We start from the raw sequence: 18,745 nt of genomic DNA on the forward strand, positions 1-18,745 counted from the left end.
TTTTTCCTATATTTAGTAACCTTATCTTTCCGCATCATCTGCTTTCACTATGGTATTTCTAAAGACCGGCGTAGTGAATTTAAGATACCAACTATACGATTATTTTTTTGGCAGAACAGAAAAAGAAACATGCCACAAGGTGTTCTCAAAGCGTATTGCTTATTACCAGCATCTCGATGAAAAGGGACAACGGGAATTTGTGATACGTACCCTGGTTTTTCTTAAATCGGTAAACATACAGTCGGAACCTGGATTTTATGTATCCCGGGAAATGAAACTCCTCCTGGGAAGCGCCTTTGTTCAGATCACCTTCGGTCTGCGAAGGGATGTTCTGGAACATTTTAAACGCATTTTTATTTTTTCACGTCCCTACAGCTACAAGAATATGAACACGCTTTTTAATGGCGACGTAAATCCGCTAACGGGAAGTGTTAACCTGAGCTGGCCGGCGGTAGAAATGGGATTCGTGGTTCCAACGGAAGGGGCCAACCTTGCCATTCATGAATTCGGGCATTGCCTTATCCTGGAGAACCGCCTGTGCGGCATCATTAAAAAGATACTCCACCCAAAGCACTTGCAGTCATGGGAGCGTTTGGGATTAAAACAATTGGTGAAAATCCGCCAGGGAAAATCAGAACTCTTTAGACGTTATGCCGGTACCAACCTCATGGAGCTCTTTTCTGCCTCTTTGGAAAATTTCTTCGAAAAACCATACGCTTTTTATGCAGAGAACCCCGCCTTGTACAAAAGCATGTGCCTGCTATTAAGACAAGATCCAAGAGACCCTAAAACACCGACAGGATTTCTGCACTTATTAAAATAGGGCATTTCATTTATGGCCTTCCCCTGAAACGGGATACCTCATACTTCTTCAAGATCCTTCTTATCCGATCAGGAAAAGGACAGTAATTTGCGGGTGAGGGTATATACTGCGAGAAATAAATTATTTACACGGACTTCCTCTTCGCTTTTCACCATGATCGTTCTTGAAATAATACGATCAGCACCACTGGCTATGGCCGGCCAGGCGTAGTTAAAGGTCGGGTAATAGTACATGCGACGCAGGTAATCAAGATCTTCCTTGAGTTCACGAACCGCGATCAAAGCATCGGGATCGATCTCATTTTCCCTGCTCAGGCAAACATAGGCAAGGGTTTCTGCCAAAAGTCGCAACCGCTCTTCCGGACTTCGTCTACCCCAGGAATATACCAGTTCTTCTTTGCAATCCTTACGAAGGTTATTAAAATAGATGCGATCCAGGATGCGCCTCCTACGCTCTTTTGAAACCCCGTCCTTCCCTGTGTGATAGCCCATACAGGCCAGTAAGGCCATGGCATCTCTGTCGGTGACCTCATGAAGGCCAAAGGCGTTTAATTTCTTAAGTCGGTGGCTGTAGCTTTTAGATTGCTTCTCGCGTGAAGCCTCTGCTTTGGTGAAGAATGCTTTGAAAGTAAGCGGTTGGTTGGTCGTTTCGGGTCGCTCGAAAAGAGCATTCCGGCTCTCTGTTAAATGCGGGGGCAAAGCTATAGCATGTTCGTCTTCAAACCTGCTAAGATGCATCCGTCGCATACGCTGTAATCTATCCATCATGGTCCATTACTTTCGCAAAAGGAAAAGAACAGGCATCGACAGGGGGCATACATAAATTACCATGTACTCATCAAATATAGCATTTTCACCGCAAACACGCATTGTAAATAACTGATTATCAGTTTGCTCGACGTTTTGCCCAGTTAAAATCACCTAATTACACCCTTTATATGCTCCATCGCCTTACCTATAATTAGGATGACCTGTTAAACACCAACATCCATTTTATCGTATTTTTACTCCGTACTTTATGAAAGAAATGGGGCTTATGCGATTCACTCTAAAGATCTTCATCTGTTTAATACTATTGTATCCCCATTCAGGTACGGGGCAATCGAATCCGGGTAAAAATGACAGTACAGGGGTGATCAGCAAGACCTTTTCCCAACGTTGGGAATTAGATAAGAAAGATAAACGAGGTACATTCAGGCTGGTGTCCTACAAGCCCACGTATTTTTCTGTAGCCCGATGGTCCAATCGTCCCAACCTCCAACCTGTAAGTGAGAATCCGGAATACACCGTACCCGAGTCAAATCCGTATAATACCTGGGAGGCCAAATTTCAGGTTAGTTTTAAGACCAAGGTATTTCAGTCCATGTTTCGGGGTAAGGCCGACCTCTGGGTGGCGTTTACGCAGGTAGCCCATTGGCAACTTTACAATCCGGACCTTTCCAGGCCCTTTCGGGAGCTCAACTATGAACCGGAGATCATTTTTAACGTCCCTCTCAAGATGGACCTCCTCGGTGGTAAGATCCGTATGGCCGGGTTAGCCTTCAACCACCAATCTAACGGACGCGACCTACCGCGCTCCCGCAGCTGGAACCGTATTATGTTTCATGTAGGGTATGAAAGGGGTCCCTTGAGTCTATACCTCCGCCCCTGGCTGCGTATTAGTGACGATGATGATGAGAATCCCGACATCACCAAATACATCGGCAACGGAGAACTCACGGCCACTTACACGCTAAATCGCCATGCCCTGTATATGGTAGCTACCAATACGCTAACCTTTAAAGACAACAGGGGTAGTATCCAGCTCAATTACCTCTTCCCTATCCGCGGTAACCTTAGGGGACAGGCCCAGTTCTTCCACGGCTATGGAGAAACCCTGATCGATTACAACCACCTGCAAACCACCATTGGGATCGGGGTGTCTTTTATCGATTGGTAAAAGTCAAAAAAGAAGTAAAAGCCGTATGGCAACCCTTCATAAACCTTCACCCCTTCTAATACCTTTAGCAATGCCTTCAACCTTCCAATCCTACATGGAGACTTTTCCGTACAATTTGATCTGTGATTGCCAGTTGAGTACTATATAAGCCATCATCGAAACACACATCCCGATCAGGATATCGCGAGGAGTCGAAAGAAGTAAGGAAGCACCTACAATAGCAAAGGTTATTACTGTATTCCGAATAATAGCATACCGATACTCCGGAATGTTCACAAAATAAGCCACCTGTTTTCCGATATAAAAGGAAACCATTCCGGCTATGGCCATAAACCGGAAGGCGGTTATATCAAGGTCCATCAGGATCGTATGACGAATCATATTGGCGAGGATGGCAAAAGCCATATAAGTAAACAGCTGGGAATACAATATGGCAAAACCATTGGGATCCCGTTTGCTATGGATAAGCAAAGGAAAGGAATCGAAATAGATCCACCAGATCATACAGATAAGGAAAAAGCCCAAAGAAGCCGTAATAATAGTAGTGGTATCCCATGCCACATCATTAATTCCCTGAGAAAGGGAGATCACCGATTCACCCAAAAGAATAATGGCCAGGAGTCCGGCCCTTTCTACCAGATGTTCCCGGTCTATGGGACAAAAATTTAATTTACTCCGCACCAAAAAAGGTACCACCATATCAAACAGGATTCCGGCAAAGAACACCACCACCGAATAAGGGGAGGTAAATAGCAGCGAACTAAGACTGATCAGGGCACCGATGATGATAAGCAATCCCTTTTTTCCCGCAAATACCTCCTTTTCTTTGGCAGAACTGGCCGAAGTGAAATAAAAGCCTGCGATCATAAGTCTGGCTACCACATAAAGCCCCACGAAGAGGGCATTGTTTTTACCCATCTCAATATCTACCGTTCCGGAGATCAGGATCACAATAAACATGAGTGCCAGGGTAGCTACCCTATGCTTCCGGGCATCGGTGTCAAAGCGATTGGAATAGACCGTATGCCCTACCCAGATCCACCACAGGGCGATAAATATCAAAAGAAACCGGGACCAGACCCCATCGAACAAGTGACCATCATGAGCATGAGAGAAAAAGTGGGTGACCTGCCCAAGGGCTACCACAAAAATTAGATCAAAAAAAAGCTCAAGCCAGGTGGCATGACGCCCTTCTGTGTTATAAAGAAATTGTTTTGACATAACTTAAACCTTACGTAACAAGCAAGTTACACCATATCCTCCAAAAATTAAAAATCAGGGAGTTATGTCAAAAAAAAAGGTTTTAATGCAAAAAACGTCCCCATAAGGTATGGAGGCGCTGTGTTTAATCATTTCTTTTTAAAGGTGGATTCACCCAGGTTCCGGAAAGTGCTTCCTCTTTAGGGCCATACAATCGCAGTACACAATAAAACGGACCATCGGGAGCAGGCAGCCAGTTCGGATCCAGGGCTTTTCCCGGAGATTCCTTCTGAATATACAGGGTTAAAGAACCATCATCTCCAAACACGAACTGATCTGTGTTATTCGAATTCAACAAATACCGGTTCAGTTCATTTTCAATAAAAAGCTGGGTCTTACCATCGTACATGCTCAGCGACCAAAAGGCGTTCACCGGAGGCATGGAATCCCTATGGAAGGTAAGTGTATACTTATGCTCTGCTGCGTTATAAGGGGTGCCGGGAGCTTCCATGATGTAAGTAGGATAAATGGCTTCCGCACCCGAATTTCCATATAACCCTGTATGTGCGGCAGCAGCTCTAAGTATATAATGATCTTTCTTATTAAAATCACCGGCGATCTTCGACAGGTATTTTCTGGTACCAAAGATCTTCGCACTCATTAAGGCATCATTGCTGTTTTCTGTAATAAAGGTTTCGATAGCCTTAAACCCTTCTGCTACGCCTTCTTCGATCGCTTTTTGTACTTCGGGATCGAAGTTATTCATATCGAATGTTTCCGGTGTTCCCAGATCCAGTAATGCCAACCGGTCTCTAAACGCTTTTTCATCGGGATTCGGATTGGTAAAATTGAGCATATAATCCAGGTAGGCAAAAGCCTTAGGAGTAAATTGCGCCCCTTCTTCCCATTCGGGATATGCAGGGAGTTCAGCCCTGGTTAAAGGGTCCTGCCCCAGAAAAACACTTAATGGCTGTACTTTATATCCATCCATCAAAGCCTTCACATTGGCCATATCGTCCGCGTTCATCAACTGGGTACGGATCACCGAGAAGAACATATCGGTCTCGCAGGTGATCACCTCAGCAATGCCCTCAGGCACTTCACCCTTCCAGTCGGAAGAGGCTACTAAATAATCGCCCCCTTGATTCCCCGTGGTCAGGCTGCCCAGGTACGCAAAATTATGCGTGTAGAGGTCGATCAACTGGAAATGAAAGAAGCGGTCGGGATCCACCTCCGGGATCGAGATCACCACAGGCTCACTTCTCATATCAACCCAAAGCATACAGTACGGGGTATCTGAGTTCGGGGTGACCACTGTTTTGTCTTTGGGCCCCAGCAATCGCGCATCGCAGACCATCTGATTAAAATCACCTTTATACTCCGGCGAATTTTCATCAAGCACATACATATTCATGGTCTTGTAATTCACGACCATCGGGAAGCCGTAAACATAGGCTTCCTTGGCGATCTCCTTCGCCTGTTCGGGGCTTAGTGCCTCTTCGGTCTTACAGGCGCTGAGAACCATCCCTGCCAACCATACCAGAAGCAGGGGAAACCGTAAAAAATGAAGTGTGTTCATATCAATCGTTTTTGGTCAGTACCAAAGTCGTATAACAGCGGACTGATGATTATCGTATGATTTTCCAGCAGATCGGCAATAAAGAGGGAAGGATTAAAGCAAATGGTAAGGTACGATGTCGAACGCCCGATTAAAATGATGTCCATCAGTACTATGAATGGAATTCAATTATTTTAAAGTGTTTTGCATATTTAAAACCAGAGTATTCCCTACGACACCTGATCTATTTCGCCCCATATCAGCTAGTGAATTGAGCTTTAGTCCTTAGGGCACAATCTCCATGGTTCTCTAAAAAATTAAAGTTTTTACTCAAAACAACTTTCAGAACAAAATTGTGAACAACTCCCCGGGTATTTAACTTTCATGCATTGGCAGAAACCCTATTTTTGAAGCCCTTAAAAATTTTTAGCTATGAGCGTAACCTGGTTTGAATGCAAAGTAAAGTACCGTAAGACCCACGAGACGGGCGAACAAAAAGTAACTTCTGAGACCTACCTGCTGGATGCGGTTTCCTATACAGAGGCCGAGGCCCGTATGAACGAAGAAATGACCGCCCTGACCAGTGAGGAATTCCAGATCATGAACATCAAAGTGGCCAACTTTTCGGAGATCCACCCTTTTGAAAATTCCGACCGTTGGTTCAAATCGAAGGTGAGTCTTGTAGCCATCGATGAGGAAAGCGGAAAAGAGCGCAAGACCAATATCTACCTGCTGGTGCAGGCCAACGATATCAAGGAGGCCTTTGACAACACCACCTTTGCCATGAAGGACACTATGGGCGATTACACCATTCCGATGATCTCCGAATCGCCTATCGTAGACGTATTCCCATACTTCTCGGGAGAAGAGGGTGAAGAGATCCCGGAGCGTTTGCTGCAAAGACCTGAAGAAGACACAGTGGATGCCGGTACTGCTGATGCAGACCTCGAAGAGGAAATGGTTGAGGAGGCTGAAGTATAGCTCACCCTTTCGAAAAGTACCTTATAACATCGTGATCAGCGAACCGGTCACAAAGGAAAAACGCACCTCTTGGGTGCGTTTTTTTATGGAAGCAAATGCTTCTGAATGGGTGGTTAGCCTGTGTTTACCTAGCAGCCTCCTTCCATGGGGCGCTTCTTTTTCTTTTTCTTAGGAACCACTTCTTTTGGTGGAGGCGGAGCTGCTGCAGCTGCAGCCTTAGCGGCTTCTATGGCCGCCTCTCTGGCCATTTCTTTCGCTCTCGCCTGGTCTATGGCTTCAGCCTTTTGTGCAGAGGCATCGATAAATGCCCTGATATCGGCAACAGGAGTTTCAACCACCGCAGGGGTTACCTTTAATGTATTTTGGGCATAGACTACCTCGGCTTGTAATAGCTTGAGATTGTCATACCCCATCTGAAAGAGCATAAGAAAAGGCATATTGGCCTCTTCCACAGTACTGCCGTAGAGCACAACGGTGGTTCCCGAAGCTTTCCAGGCTTCGAACTGGGCCATATTCGCCTCCTCCAGGATGGTGGGGGTAGGTATGTTGAGGGCATGACCCAGATACCCCTTTTCAAAGTCGTGCTGATCTCTGACATCCACCAATACTACCTCCTCATTCTCAAGGACATCCAAAGGCAGCATATAGGTGCCGGAGGCCAGGGTTTCAAGGGTAGACGCCGTGGTGGTTGTGAATAAAGGCTCAGCATATCGGTAGGCCATCACAGCGATCACGGCCAAACCCATGAATACGAGCGAACCGAAGGAAATCCTTTTTACATGTTTTGATTCTTTCATAAAAAAGTACTTATACATTTAAAAAATTAACAACCTCCTTCCATAGGTCTTTTCTTTTTCTTCTTCTTGGGAACCACTTCAACAGGGGCCGGCTTTTTTACTACAGGTATTTTTACCACCGGTTCTTTAAGAAAGGTTTCCGGGTACTTGACTCCGAAGTACATACTCGAGGCTTTTCGTGTCGTGTACAGCTCAAAAGCTTCGGCCGGCATGCTTTCATCGGGTACGGTGGGGTTAATGATATCGGTATACCAGGCATTGAGGCCTCCCTCAAGCACCTTCATATGAGAATACCCTTCCCGGCAGCACAATACCCAGGCCTGATCGGCAAAAAGATGATCGTTAGAATAGAAGATCACATCTCTTTTATCCTGGTCCAGGTGGATCTTATGTTCCTCATCGAGTAATTGCGCCAGGGGAATATGAACCGCCCCCGGGATGGCATAGGCATTAAAATCTTCTTCATTACGCACATCGACCAAAATGAAGGACGGATCGTTACCGATGATCATTTGAGCCACCTCATCGGCCGAGATATAGCGTTCTGAACTAATGGCCCTGTTGAGCAGATGCGAGAGTTCAAGACCTTCTTGTTCCGGGGGTGTGGCACATTGGGTGAGCACCCCTGAAAAAGCCATGAGGAGCACGGCCGCAAAAAGCCTTTTGTTAAATAGTATCATTTTCAGTTTTTTCTTAACCATGCTGTTTATCATTTAAACCCAGACCCTGCTGAGTAGGAGAAGTTAAATAATATATTTTTTATTATCACAAGACAATCAATACAGGTAACGGGTTAACTGGCCGGCTTCGACCATGACGAACCTGAATACCAATCCGCCGATGATCACCAGTAGCGCAGGAATGATCACCGGGATCTTAATCCCCATGATCTCTCCCACTTCCAGGAAGGCCGGCAGCAATAATCCGAGGAGCACGACCACTCCGAAAAAGATCAAGGTAAATTCGCCTCCTACCAGTAATTCGACCGCTTCCAACTGTACCTGTGAACCTGCGTAATACCCCATGATCATATGGGCGATCAAGGCCAATTCTACAATGATCAATCCGAGATCGATCTTACCAAAGAGGTGCTTCTCCTTCATGCTCTTAGACATGATGATAATGGCCGCAGCTCCGGTAGACAGTCCTGAGACCAGGAACAAAGGCCCGAGAATGGCGTTGTTCCATAGGGGTCTTGCATTGAAGGCTGATAATAAAATTCCGGTATACACCCCGAGGATGAGCGATAGCGGAATTAAGGCATAGGCCATGTTCATCCGGTTTTTGATCACCCAGGCTTCAAAAGTGTTCAAAAACTTAAGCTTATTGAATAGTTTTAGTTTTGATTCTATCCCTCCAAAGGCTTCGCGGTAGTAGCTAAAGGTCCATAAGAAGGCAATGGGCGTTACGATCAATAAGACCCAGGCACCCCATGACATGGGCGATTCAATTCTGAATGTGGTATACAACTGCCAGGCGTAAAGCGGATGGGTAAGATCGTATATAAGTGCGAGCAGCCCAACAGACAAGGCAATGGGAGGTATCACAGTTGCTTTCTTGACTGCTCCCGGATACACCTCATCTTTACCCAGGATATAGAATAAGGCCGCAAAGAACAGGATACCTGCTGCCAATCCTCCTAAGAACAGATAGAGTGCAATGGGCCAGTGCCATACATCCAAATAGGGATCAATATTCGGGATATTGCGTCCGCTGGTAAATAATTCTTCTTGCATAATGGTACGGCTTTAGATTAAATAAAATACGTGAGGTTTGGTTCCTGCCTCAGGGGCTAAGGTTTTATACTTTCGGTCTTTCAACAACTGTGACACCTCACTGTTCGGGTCGTCGAGATCACCAAAGTACATGCACTTGGTTGGACAAACCGATACACAGGCCGGCAACTGCCCCTTCTTTAACCTGTGATGGCAGAAGGTACACTTGTCTACATGGCCGTCGGGATGCTGAAAACGCGCATCGTACGGACAAGAAGCGATACAGGCTCCACAGCCTATACATTCTGAAGCATTGACGAGTACGATCCCGCCTTCGACCACGTGACTGGCTCCGGTTGGGCAGCATCGCACACAAGGTGCCTCTTCACAGTGATTACAGCGTTCCGATCGCAGCTCTAATTCGAGGTTGGGATATGAGCCGCTTACCACTTCGGTGATCCAGTCTCTGCAAAATCCTTCCGGCACATTATTTTCGGTTTGGCAAGCCACAACACAATCGCTACAACCAACACATTTCTTGGTATCTATGACCATTGCATATCTCATATCACTGAATTTTTATGTGGATCTTCGGTTAAAATGGTGACAAAATTTCCGCGGAGTCCGGTACCTCCCATCAGGGGGTCTACCGCAGTTCTGGTGATGAGCTGGGAATCACTGGCCCCTTTGCCAAAAGCCCTTGAAAGCTTTTTATTGGCGTGGCCAAAGCCGTGATACATATATACCGAATCCCAGCGTATACGTTCGGTAACCCTTACTTTGATAGGGAAATCGGAAACTACCCCGTCCTGATTCTTCAACCATACCTCCTGAGTCTTTTGCAGTCCGCGAATACGGGCCACTTTTGGGTGTACCCACAGCGTATTCTCATCTTTTAAAGCACTGAGGTTCGGATTGTTAATAGTTCGGCTAAACGTATGTACCGGAGACCTGCCGTAATTCAGACGGTAATACCCTTCCGGCGGCTCCGGATGCGGGGTATAAACGGGCATAGGATCAAAGCCTTTGCTCTTAAGGTCTTTGGAATAGAATTCCACCTTCCCGCTGGACGTAAAAAATTCATGGTCCTGATCCTCCTTCAGATAGAGAGGCCCTGAGGTTCTTTCAAAGTTTTTCACCCCGATCTTTTTCATCTCTTCCAGGGAAGTCCCCAGTTGTTTGAGCTGCCATTCAATGACCTCCTCGTAATCGTCGTAGTCAAAATACGCACCCAGGCCGAGGCGTTCCCCGATCTGTTTGCTTATCCACCACGCCGGTTTCGACTGGTATTTAGGTTTCACCGCCGGGATCCTTACAGCGATCGACGGATTCCTGTTCGGTGCCGAACGAATGCCGTCATAGCGTTCCAGGTAGGTACATTCGGGCAGTACCACATCGGCATATCCCGTGATATCCATGGGCATGGTATCAACCACAACCAGGAAGTCGAGGTTATTGATCGCCTCAATGGTCTTTTCCTGTTGTGGCAGGGATTGCGTCAAATTGGTTCCCGCCACCATCCAGGCTTTGATCGGATGCTCGTTGTGCTCACTTTCTATAGTAGCCTTGATCAATTCCTGGGTGATCCCCATTTGTGCATAGGGGTATTTCTCTCCGATGGCTTCCCAACCCCATTTCGGTTTCGGATACTCAGGATGCGGATATTTAGGCACTTTCAGGCCTTCTTTAAAGTAGAATCCGCCGCGATTACCCCATGAACCGAGTAGGCCGTTCAACATGGCCACAGCACGGGCGCGTTGCGCATCGTCACCATACCAGGTAACATGACGTCCCGGATGCACAATGGTCGCAGGTGCAGCAGCAGCCATGGCCCGGGCAGTTTTTCTGATCACCTCCGGCTCTATGGTCGTAATAGCATAAGCCCATTCGGGGGTACAGGTTCTCACATGCTCCTTTAGCTTATTAAAGCCGGTGGTGTATTTTTCTACGTAGTCTTTATTATAGAGGTCCTCATAAATGAGTACGTGCATCCACGCGAGCAGCAAAGCCATATCGGTTCCCGGTTTGATCGGCAACCAGTGGTCTGACTTACTTGCAGCAGTAGACAGCCGCGGATCGACCGTAATGATGGTCGCCCCCCTGTCTATGGCATCCGACATTTCCTGAACCTGGGTGTTGTGCATATTCTCTCCGATATGCGAACCTATAAGCACCAGGCATTCGGTATCGCGAATATCTGTTGGTTCGGGGGAACCTACCCACGACCCGAAGGTCAGTGCAAATCCGGTTTCTCTCGGACCACGACACTGTGCATAGGCCGGTTCGGCAATGGTATCCGAACCGTAAGCCTTAAATAAATGCTCCAGGTGTTTTCCCGGAGACCCGTGCTTGAGTAAGGCAAAAGATTCCGGTCCGTATTTTTCCCTTACCTCGGTAAATTTCGATGCGATAAGATCCAGTGCTTCCTCCCAGCTGACTTCCCTGAAGGTTTCTTCTCCATTCACGATGCTTCTGATGAGGGGTGTTTTAAGACGGTCTTCATCGGTATACATACCAATGCCCCCTGTTCCGCGCGGACAAAGCCTTCCGTTACAGTGGGGATCGTCATCATTCCCTAAGATCTTGGTGATATTTTGTTGTTCATCGGTATACACCCACCCGGCGCATTTCCAAAAACACACTTCGCAATAGGTGGGGGTCCTGCTCAACTTTCTGGCTACATTTTCCTTAACAGCCGCGTCCAGAAGCGGATTCATTCCCATGAGATTCATAGCGCCTCCTGTGGCTGCCAATCCTCCCAATCCCAAGGCTGATATTTTGATGAACTTTCGTCTCGATGTAGGCATAACTTTGGAATATTTTTACATCCGAAAGTTATTGGCAAATGACCCGTTAAAGCATGATAAAAGTCAGATTAGTAGCACTTAGAATGTGACTATTGTTACATAAACACCCTTAAAATCAAGAGGTGGGGAAATGTCATGTTTTCAGAATCAGGAATCCTATAAATTTGGTGGTAGTCATTGAAAAGATGAATAAAAAGTATACACAGATCGTCTTTGTTTCGGCCATCATCCTGGTGATCGCCGCTTTGCTTTACGTGCGGAATAAAAATACCATTCACCAATACGTAGATCCGGAAGGCGCGTATACACAAGTCGCTGTGGGTGATTTGGAATCATGCCTGCACTGCCATCAAAATACTACAGGCTACTCCAATTACCACAATCCCGAGGTGATCGGTTGTTCAAGTTGTCACCTGGGGAATACCACCACACTCGATAAGTCTGAAGCGCATGCAGGAATGATCCTGATCCCCGGTAATCTGGCCGACGCTAAGGAAACCTGTGGAAAGTGCCATGCCGACGAACTTGATAAGGTGAACTCCTCCTTAATGACCTCCAATAGCGGGATCATTGCCGTAGACAAATTCGCCTTCGGGGAAGCCGATTCGCCTAACCACCATTTCCACATTAAAGACCTGGCGCATTCGGCGTCCGATAAACATATACGGGACCTATGTGCCAACTGCCACCTTGGGGCTGAAAAACCGGAATACGGGGCCATAGATCAGCTAAGCCGTGGAGGTGGCTGTATAGCCTGCCATTTAAATTACAGCGATCAGGCAGCCTCCGACCTCGAACGCTATATCGCCTCCGGAAAGATGGAATTACCCAGGGTACATCCCGCTACAGATATCTTCGTGAACGACATGCACTGCTTTGGTTGTCATAGCCGCTCCAGCCGGATCTCCACAAATTATATGGGCTTGCAGGAAACCTTATTGGAAGAAGCCGAGGTGGCAAAAACTCCGGGCTATACGGTTATGGATGATAAACGCGTATACAAACACCAACAGGCCGATGTGCATCACAAAAAAGGCCTTCTCTGCATAGACTGCCATTCGTCTCATGAGGTGATGGGTACCGGCGAACGCTACACCCACCAGGAAGATGCAGTAGCCCTGCAGTGCAGCGATTGTCATTTTAAAGAAGCGCCCAATACCATCCCTTACGATTCGCTGGACCGGGAAAGTTTCCTGGTGTTCATGCACCGCGAATATGAGCATACCGATAAGGAGATCATTGCCGTTGAAAAAGACGGACACCCCCTGGTGAATACCTTTATCGACACCTCAGGAAATGCATGGCTTATCGGTAAAAAAGACGGAGCTATTCATCCGTTAAAAAAGCAACCGGAGGTCTGTTCGGGTAATGCCCACCAAAACGTGAGCTGCAGCGCCTGCCACTCCTCCTGGGCGTCGCGCTGTATAGGGTGTCACAACCAGTTTGACCCCGATAAAAAAGGAGCATTTGACCTCCTGGATAAGGAGTTCGTAACCGGTGCCTGGGATGAATACGTAGCCGAATTTTCAGCCTCACAACCCGCACTTGGTGTAAGGGAACACAATGGCGTTATGGTGATCGAACCGGCCATTCCGGGGATGATCATGACCATAGACAAGGGTAGCTATACCGGAAATCCCGGGGAAGATGTCTCTTTTCACCGCCTCTATGCACCCAACTCCCCCCATACCACCGCCAAACAAGTGAGAGATTGTAAATCGTGTCATGCCGATGCGGCAACGCTGGGATATGGAATGGGGAGCCTGGTATATGAAACTTTGAACGGGAAAGGTTCCTGGAGTTTTACGCCAGACTATGCCCTTAATCCCAACGACGATCTCCCTGAAGATGCCTGGATCCCTTTTATGAAACCGGTGGATAACGATGTGGTTACGTCTACCCGAACCGATTTCAGGCCTTTCAGCGTAACAGAACAAAAGCGTATGTTATTTGTGGGTGCCTGCCTGCAGTGTCATGAAGACGATTCAAAGGTCATGGATCAAACGCTGGAATTCGGATTAGACGCCATGCTCAAGAAAGTCGCTCCGGACTGTATATTACCCGAATAGAAAGAATATTCCAATTTGAAAGAGGACTGTCTTCACAGAAATACTCCTGATGGAAATAATGACCTCAGGAACTACCCTCCGATAGCGATCATACTGCGGTTCCTGCCGTGCAATTCAGGTTCCTTTAGCTTTTCAAGGTCGTCCATACCGGCTCTGACCTTAAACTTGCTCTGCACCGCCTTCTGAATTATGGGCTCGATGGCACCACCCTTTCTGAATGTGGTAAGAAGATCGGATTCTGTAGCAGAGAAGAGGCAGTTTTTGAGCTTACCATCGGCGGTTAAGCGCAGACGGTTACAGGAATCACAGAACGGATTGGTCACCGAACTGATCACGGCAAAGCTACCCTTATAGCCTTTGATCTTGTAATTTTTTGCCGTATCGTTAGGCGCATCTTGTAAGCGCTCGACCTCAGCCGGATCGAAGGCAGCGTTTAAACGTTCCATGATCGAAGCGTAAGACACGAGTTTAGACATATCCCACCTATTGCCATCAAAAGGCATGAACTCGATAAAGCGCACACTAACAGGTAAGTCTTTGGTCAGGTGAATAAAATCGACGATCTCATCGTCATTGACACCTTTCATAAGCACGGCATTTACCTTGACCTTAAATCCTTCATCAACCAACCGGAGAAGGTTTTCATAGACGATATCAAAATTATCCCTGAGGGTGATCTTTTTAAACTTTTCCTTTTGAAGGGAATCCAGGCTCAGGTTAATGTGATTCAAACGGTTGGCCTTAAGCAGGTCTATGAATTTGTGAACGATCACGGCATTGGTGGTCATGGACAACTCAACAGGTAAAGTCGCCAGTTTTTCAAGAATGAGTCCGATATCTTTTCGCACCAGGGGTTCTCCTCCCGTAAGCCTGATCTTATTGACCCCATGAGCCACAAAGGTTTTCGCGATCTCGTAGATCTCCTCATAGGTCATTAGATGACTGCGGGGCACTAAGGGTATTCCTTCAGCCGGCATGCAATAAAAGCAGCGCAGATTGCAACGTTCGGTCAGGGAGATCCTCAGGTAGGCATGATCCCTGCCGTGGGTATCGCGTAATATGTTATCCTCCTTTTTCATTTAATCGTGCCTTGCGCCTTTTAGTATTCTGAATATATGCAAAACCGATGGAAATACAGCATCCATAGATTCTTTAGCTCCGTTAGTAGAACCGGGAAGCCCCAATACCAGGGTGTTTTTTACAGTCCCCGCGATACTTCGGGAGAGCATAGAAAAGGGCGTTCGGTCTTGTCCGTAATTGCGAATAGCCTCTTCAATGCCCGGTATACGACGATCCAGCAGAGGTTCCAGGGCTTCCGGGGTAACGTCCCGTTTTGAAAGGCCGGTACCTCCGGTAAAGATCACCAGGTCCATACCCTCCTGCTGAAAGGCCCTGGTCTTTTCACGGATCTCTTCGACCTCATCAGGAATAATAAGATAGTGTTCCACCTTCACCTCACAGGATTCCAACTTCTTCATGATGGCCTTTCCTGCCCGGTCTTCCTTTTCTCCTGCCGATATGCTGTCTGAACATACGATCACCGCGGCCTTCAGGTCTTTTCTAAAGCGGTCCCGGAAGTCTGATTTTCCGCCTTTTTTCTTCAGTAATCGGATGTGATCGATCTCGATATCCTTGTCAATAGGCTTAAGCATATCGTACATATTAAGCGCCACCACACTGGCCCCATGCATGGCCTCTACTTCTACCCCGGTCTTATAGATCGTCTTCACGGTAAACAGCACCGTAATTTCGAGTCCGTCGATCTCATACTCCACCCCCGTATATTCTATGGGCAGGGGGTGACAATCGGGGAGGATATCAGGAGTACGCTTCACTCCCAATAAACCGGCAGCCTTGCTCATGGCAAATACGTTGCCTTTAGGAACGGTATCGTTCTTAATGGCGTCGATCGTTTCCTGCTTGCTCACCCTGACCACGGCCTGGGCAATAGCAGTTCTTAGCGTGGTGCTTTTATGTGTGATATCTACCATGACCTAACTGTTTACTTTCCATTGATGAGTATCGTCTTCAAAGATCTCCCGTCCAAAAACAGGCACCTCAGCCTTGATGGCTTCCACCACATATTCCAGGGCTTCAAAAACCTGCTTTCTCCTGGGGGAAGAAACAAAGACGAATAAACAGATCTCTCCGGTTTTTACCTCGCCAAGACTATGATAGATATGCATACAGGTGAGCTCGAACTTATCGAAAGTAGCCTCCCTGATCTCGTGAAATTTGGCATTGGCCATAGCCTCATAGGCCGTATAATCTATGGCTTTGACCGTTTTGTCGTCGATCACATCGGCCCTTACCTGTCCCAAAAAGATATTATGAGCTCCTATATTGGTCTTCACCTGGTGTTTTGCTATGGAGTTCGAAATGAATTCAGGAGAGATCGCCCCCTGAACAAAAACGTTCTTTACTTTCTTTTTTTCCATATGTATGATTTTACGAAGAAGCTGCGTTTTGAATATTAAAGCTCACCCCTCGCCTGTCTTGCTGATTTATAAATTCCTTATGGCTTTCATTTGTTGGTCGAGAAATTCACGACAATTTAAATTCATTTGATCAAAGGCCGCGATCAACGACTTTCCATAGGGTGTTAAAGCTGTACCTCCCCCTCCTTTACCACCCACACTGTTAGTAGTGACCGGCTTTTTGGCACAACGGTTCACACCATCGAGAAGATGCCATGCTTTTTTATAAGACATATTGATCGATCTGGCCCCCTTAGACAATGACCCTGTTTGTTCTATGGCCTTTAGCAAGCGCACCTTACCTTCGCCCAGGAATTCCTGCCCACCGACTTCGATCCAGATCTTACTTTTTACCTTGAAACTCATCGTACGCTGTTGGTTACCGGCAGCAGGATCACTTCTACCGAATCATTTACTTTTATCTCCTTAAGCTCTTCAGGCACTGCGACAAGGGCATTTGCTATCGCAAAGGTTTGTAGCATGGCCGAACTTTGCCCCTCGAGAATGGTTACCCGGCCTGCATCGCATATCGCCTTTAAGAACTGCGGACGGTCTCCACTTTTGATAAAATGGGTGTCTGACAAGGCCTGTACCTTATGCAACCGATGATCTCTGCGGGTCATTTTCTGCAGGGCCGGATGCACATACAGGTAAAAACAGCTTAATGAAGCCGCTGGATTTCCGGGTAGTGCGAACAGTATGGTGTTGTTCTTTTTACCGAAGAACAAAGGCTTCCCCGGTTTTTGCTTCACCTTGTAAAAAACCTGTTCCACTTCAAGAGCCTTCAATGCTTTCCCTACGAAGTCGTAATCTCCTACCGATATGCCTCCGGTCATGATCACCACATCGTTTTGATCTGTAAGTCCCTTTATGGTTTGGTAGGTATGTTCGTAATTGTCGTCGACCTTATGGATGGAAACCTTTTTAAAACCAAGTCCCTTCAGAGCACTTTGCAACATGGCCGAATTGCTCTCATAAATTTTCCCGTAAGTAAGCGGTTCACCGGGTGTTATAAGTTCATCTCCCGTAGTTACGATGGCGATAGAGGGTGCTTTATAAACAGAAACCTCTTTGATACCCAAAGCACTCAAATAGCCAATGGCAGCCGGGGTCAATATGGTTCCTTCCGACAAAGCAAGATCGTTTTTACCGACCTGCTCTCCGGCGGGGCGAATGTTATGTTCAACGGGAGGCTGTTGTTCGATGCTTATGTGCGTTCCATTTACGGTTACCTTTTCCTGCATTTCTATAGCATTCGCGGTATCGGGTACCGGAGCTCCGGTAAAGATCCGCACCGCTTCACCGGGAGCGAGAACGGGATGATATCCGTCTCCTGCCTTGACCTCTCCAACTACCTTGTAATGAAGATCATCGTGGAGGCAAAGCGCGTATCCGTCCATTGCCGACTGCCTGAAGGGCGGCATCTTAATGGGGGAAAAAACATCGGCAGCCAGCACGGCATTTCCGCTTTTAGCAACGGGTGCGGTGATGGTTGATGCTATGTTGTGGGTATGCTGAATGACAGCTTTAAAGGCCTCTTCGATACTGATCATGGCAATAGCGTTATGTCATATCAAACATAGCGAATTTCTCCCTAAAAAGCATATGACCTTTGTCATATCTTCGCTTGAAAACTAGACTTTTAAGAGGTATTTGAGCCAAGAACTTAAAGAGGATAAGCCTATTCGAAAAATTCCAGGACCCGAACCCTGTTTCTTGTTGAATAGATCTTTTCTTCTTCGTGTAGTTTCTTAAGGATCCTGGTAATAACCACCCTCGTGGAGTTTAGGTCCTCTGCGATCTGTTGGTGGGTAAGCTCAAGATCGACCTCATTAGAGATCTTCACCTTATCGGTGAGGTATTTCCAGATGCGCTGTTCCATTTTAAGGAAGGCCAGGGAGTCTACCGTTTCCACCATTTCCAGCAATCTGAAGTGGTAGCTATCTATAATAAAATGGCGCCAGGACTTATATTTCACCAGCCAATCGTCGATAAGGTCAACCGGGATCGCAAGTACATGGACCTCAGTTTCAGCAAGACCCTTAAAAATACTGGTCTTTTTATTGATACAATTCGCGAAGGAAATGGAACAGGTATCCCCGGGCTCGAGGTAATAGATGGACAATTCGCACCCGTGTTTATCTTTTCTGATGATCTTTACGACCCCGTCCAGGATCAGGGGGATATGCGTAAGTTCATCGCCAATATCGATGAGTAATTCTCCTTCTTGAATTGTTCTGGGCATACCTACTTCAAGCATCTCTTCGAGCAGGTTCTTTTCAAGCAATTCGCTATAGGTATCGAAGAGCTTGCTTTTCACTGTTTCAGTCTGGCTCATTATCGTTTTGTTAGGGACTTTAAAGATACGAAACACGGCTGA

19 protein-coding genes are annotated in these 18,745 nt (G+C 46.8%); 4 read left to right on the forward strand and 15 right to left on the reverse strand.

The window, feature by feature from the left end; genetic code table 11:
* The first annotated feature begins 73 nt into the window (after window positions 1-73).
* Window positions 74-823, forward strand: a complete 750-nt coding sequence (locus tag IS446_RS01965; protein ID WP_203058007.1) for a zinc-dependent peptidase — start codon at window positions 74-76, stop codon at window positions 821-823.
* Window positions 824-891: 68 nt separating this feature from the next.
* Here the strand turns inward: IS446_RS01965 and IS446_RS01970 are convergent, their stop codons facing one another.
* On the reverse strand, window positions 892-1,590 hold the full coding sequence (locus IS446_RS01970; RefSeq protein ID WP_203058009.1) for a hypothetical protein: 699 nt from the start codon (window positions 1,588-1,590) through the stop codon (window positions 892-894).
* Window positions 1,591-1,858: 268 nt separating this feature from the next.
* On the opposite strand from IS446_RS01970, the gene IS446_RS01975 reads away from it, so the two are divergent.
* Window positions 1,859-2,761, forward strand: coding sequence for a phospholipase A (locus IS446_RS01975; protein WP_203058011.1), 903 nt, complete (start codon window positions 1,859-1,861; stop codon window positions 2,759-2,761).
* A gap of 90 nt (window positions 2,762-2,851) precedes the next feature.
* Here IS446_RS01975 and IS446_RS01980 read toward each other — a convergent pair whose 3' ends face one another.
* From IS446_RS01980 to IS446_RS01990, 3 genes are all read right to left on the reverse strand, one after another.
* Entirely contained in the window at window positions 2,852-3,982 is a 1,131-nt protein-coding gene (locus IS446_RS01980) for a low temperature requirement protein A (protein WP_203058013.1), read from the reverse strand.
* A gap of 124 nt (window positions 3,983-4,106) precedes the next feature.
* A complete protein-coding gene (locus IS446_RS01985) occupies window positions 4,107-5,540 on the reverse strand; it encodes a DUF1254 domain-containing protein (RefSeq protein ID WP_203058015.1) in 1,434 nt (477 codons plus the stop codon).
* The gene (locus IS446_RS01990) at window positions 5,537-5,686 is read right to left on the reverse strand and encodes a hypothetical protein (protein WP_203058017.1); all 150 of its coding nucleotides are present in this window, start codon (window positions 5,684-5,686) and stop codon (window positions 5,537-5,539) included. Before IS446_RS01990 ends, IS446_RS01985 begins: the two co-directional genes overlap by 4 nt.
* Before the next feature lie 265 nt (window positions 5,687-5,951).
* On the opposite strand from IS446_RS01990, the gene IS446_RS01995 reads away from it, so the two are divergent.
* Window positions 5,952-6,500, forward strand: a complete 549-nt coding sequence (locus IS446_RS01995) for a DUF4494 domain-containing protein (RefSeq protein ID WP_203058019.1) — start codon at window positions 5,952-5,954, stop codon at window positions 6,498-6,500.
* A 128-nt stretch (window positions 6,501-6,628) separates the two neighbouring features.
* On the opposite strand, the gene IS446_RS02000 is transcribed toward IS446_RS01995, so the two are convergent.
* The 5 genes from IS446_RS02000 to IS446_RS02020 all read right to left on the reverse strand — a co-directional run bounded on the left by IS446_RS02000 (window position 6,629) and on the right by IS446_RS02020 (window position 11,819).
* On the reverse strand, window positions 6,629-7,297 hold the full coding sequence (locus IS446_RS02000; protein ID WP_203058021.1) for a rhodanese-like domain-containing protein: 669 nt from the start codon (window positions 7,295-7,297) through the stop codon (window positions 6,629-6,631).
* 26 nt (window positions 7,298-7,323) lie between these two features.
* Complete coding sequence (locus IS446_RS02005) at window positions 7,324-7,977, reverse strand: rhodanese-like domain-containing protein (protein ID WP_203058023.1); 654 nt, start codon at window positions 7,975-7,977, stop codon at window positions 7,324-7,326.
* A gap of 96 nt (window positions 7,978-8,073) precedes the next feature.
* On the reverse strand, window positions 8,074-9,033 hold the full coding sequence (nrfD, locus tag IS446_RS02010; protein WP_203058033.1) for an NrfD/PsrC family molybdoenzyme membrane anchor subunit: 960 nt from the start codon (window positions 9,031-9,033) through the stop codon (window positions 8,074-8,076).
* 12 nt (window positions 9,034-9,045) lie between these two features.
* The gene (locus tag IS446_RS02015) at window positions 9,046-9,579 is read right to left on the reverse strand and encodes a 4Fe-4S dicluster domain-containing protein (RefSeq protein WP_203058035.1); all 534 of its coding nucleotides are present in this window, start codon (window positions 9,577-9,579) and stop codon (window positions 9,046-9,048) included.
* Window positions 9,576-11,819 carry a molybdopterin-containing oxidoreductase family protein gene (locus tag IS446_RS02020; RefSeq protein WP_203058043.1) on the reverse strand — a complete coding sequence of 748 codons (2,244 nt, stop codon included), beginning with the start codon at window positions 11,817-11,819 and terminating at the stop codon, window positions 9,576-9,578. The genes IS446_RS02015 and IS446_RS02020 overlap by 4 nt, the downstream gene beginning before the upstream one ends.
* A gap of 185 nt (window positions 11,820-12,004) precedes the next feature.
* On the opposite strand from IS446_RS02020, the gene IS446_RS02025 reads away from it, so the two are divergent.
* Window positions 12,005-13,888, forward strand: coding sequence for a hypothetical protein (locus IS446_RS02025; RefSeq protein WP_203058045.1), 1,884 nt, complete (start codon window positions 12,005-12,007; stop codon window positions 13,886-13,888).
* Window positions 13,889-13,959: 71 nt separating this feature from the next.
* On the opposite strand, the gene moaA is transcribed toward IS446_RS02025, so the two are convergent.
* The 6 genes from moaA to IS446_RS02055 form a co-directional block, all read right to left on the reverse strand.
* A complete protein-coding gene (gene moaA / locus IS446_RS02030) occupies window positions 13,960-14,967 on the reverse strand; it encodes a GTP 3',8-cyclase MoaA (protein WP_203058047.1) in 1,008 nt (335 codons plus the stop codon).
* Window positions 14,968-15,879: a bifunctional molybdenum cofactor biosynthesis protein MoaC/MoaB gene (gene moaCB, locus IS446_RS02035; RefSeq protein ID WP_203058049.1), complete on the reverse strand. Its 912-nt coding sequence runs from the start codon at window positions 15,877-15,879 to the stop codon at window positions 14,968-14,970.
* A gap of 3 nt (window positions 15,880-15,882) precedes the next feature.
* On the reverse strand, window positions 15,883-16,326 hold the full coding sequence (locus IS446_RS02040) for a molybdenum cofactor biosynthesis protein MoaE (protein WP_203058051.1): 444 nt from the start codon (window positions 16,324-16,326) through the stop codon (window positions 15,883-15,885).
* Window positions 16,327-16,392: 66 nt separating this feature from the next.
* Window positions 16,393-16,731, reverse strand: a complete 339-nt coding sequence (locus tag IS446_RS02045; RefSeq protein ID WP_203058053.1) for a winged helix-turn-helix domain-containing protein — start codon at window positions 16,729-16,731, stop codon at window positions 16,393-16,395.
* Window positions 16,728-17,918 carry a molybdopterin molybdotransferase MoeA gene (locus tag IS446_RS02050; protein WP_203058055.1) on the reverse strand — a complete coding sequence of 397 codons (1,191 nt, stop codon included), beginning with the start codon at window positions 17,916-17,918 and terminating at the stop codon, window positions 16,728-16,730. The genes IS446_RS02045 and IS446_RS02050 overlap by 4 nt, the downstream gene beginning before the upstream one ends.
* Window positions 17,919-18,046: 128 nt before the next feature.
* A complete protein-coding gene (locus IS446_RS02055; protein WP_203058057.1) occupies window positions 18,047-18,703 on the reverse strand; it encodes a Crp/Fnr family transcriptional regulator in 657 nt (218 codons plus the stop codon).
* Window positions 18,704-18,745: the final 42 nt, after the last annotated feature.

The sequence above is a fragment of the Robertkochia sediminum genome (assembly GCF_016786255.1).
GTDB classification, from domain to species: Bacteria; Bacteroidota; Bacteroidia; order Flavobacteriales; family Flavobacteriaceae; genus Robertkochia; species Robertkochia sediminum.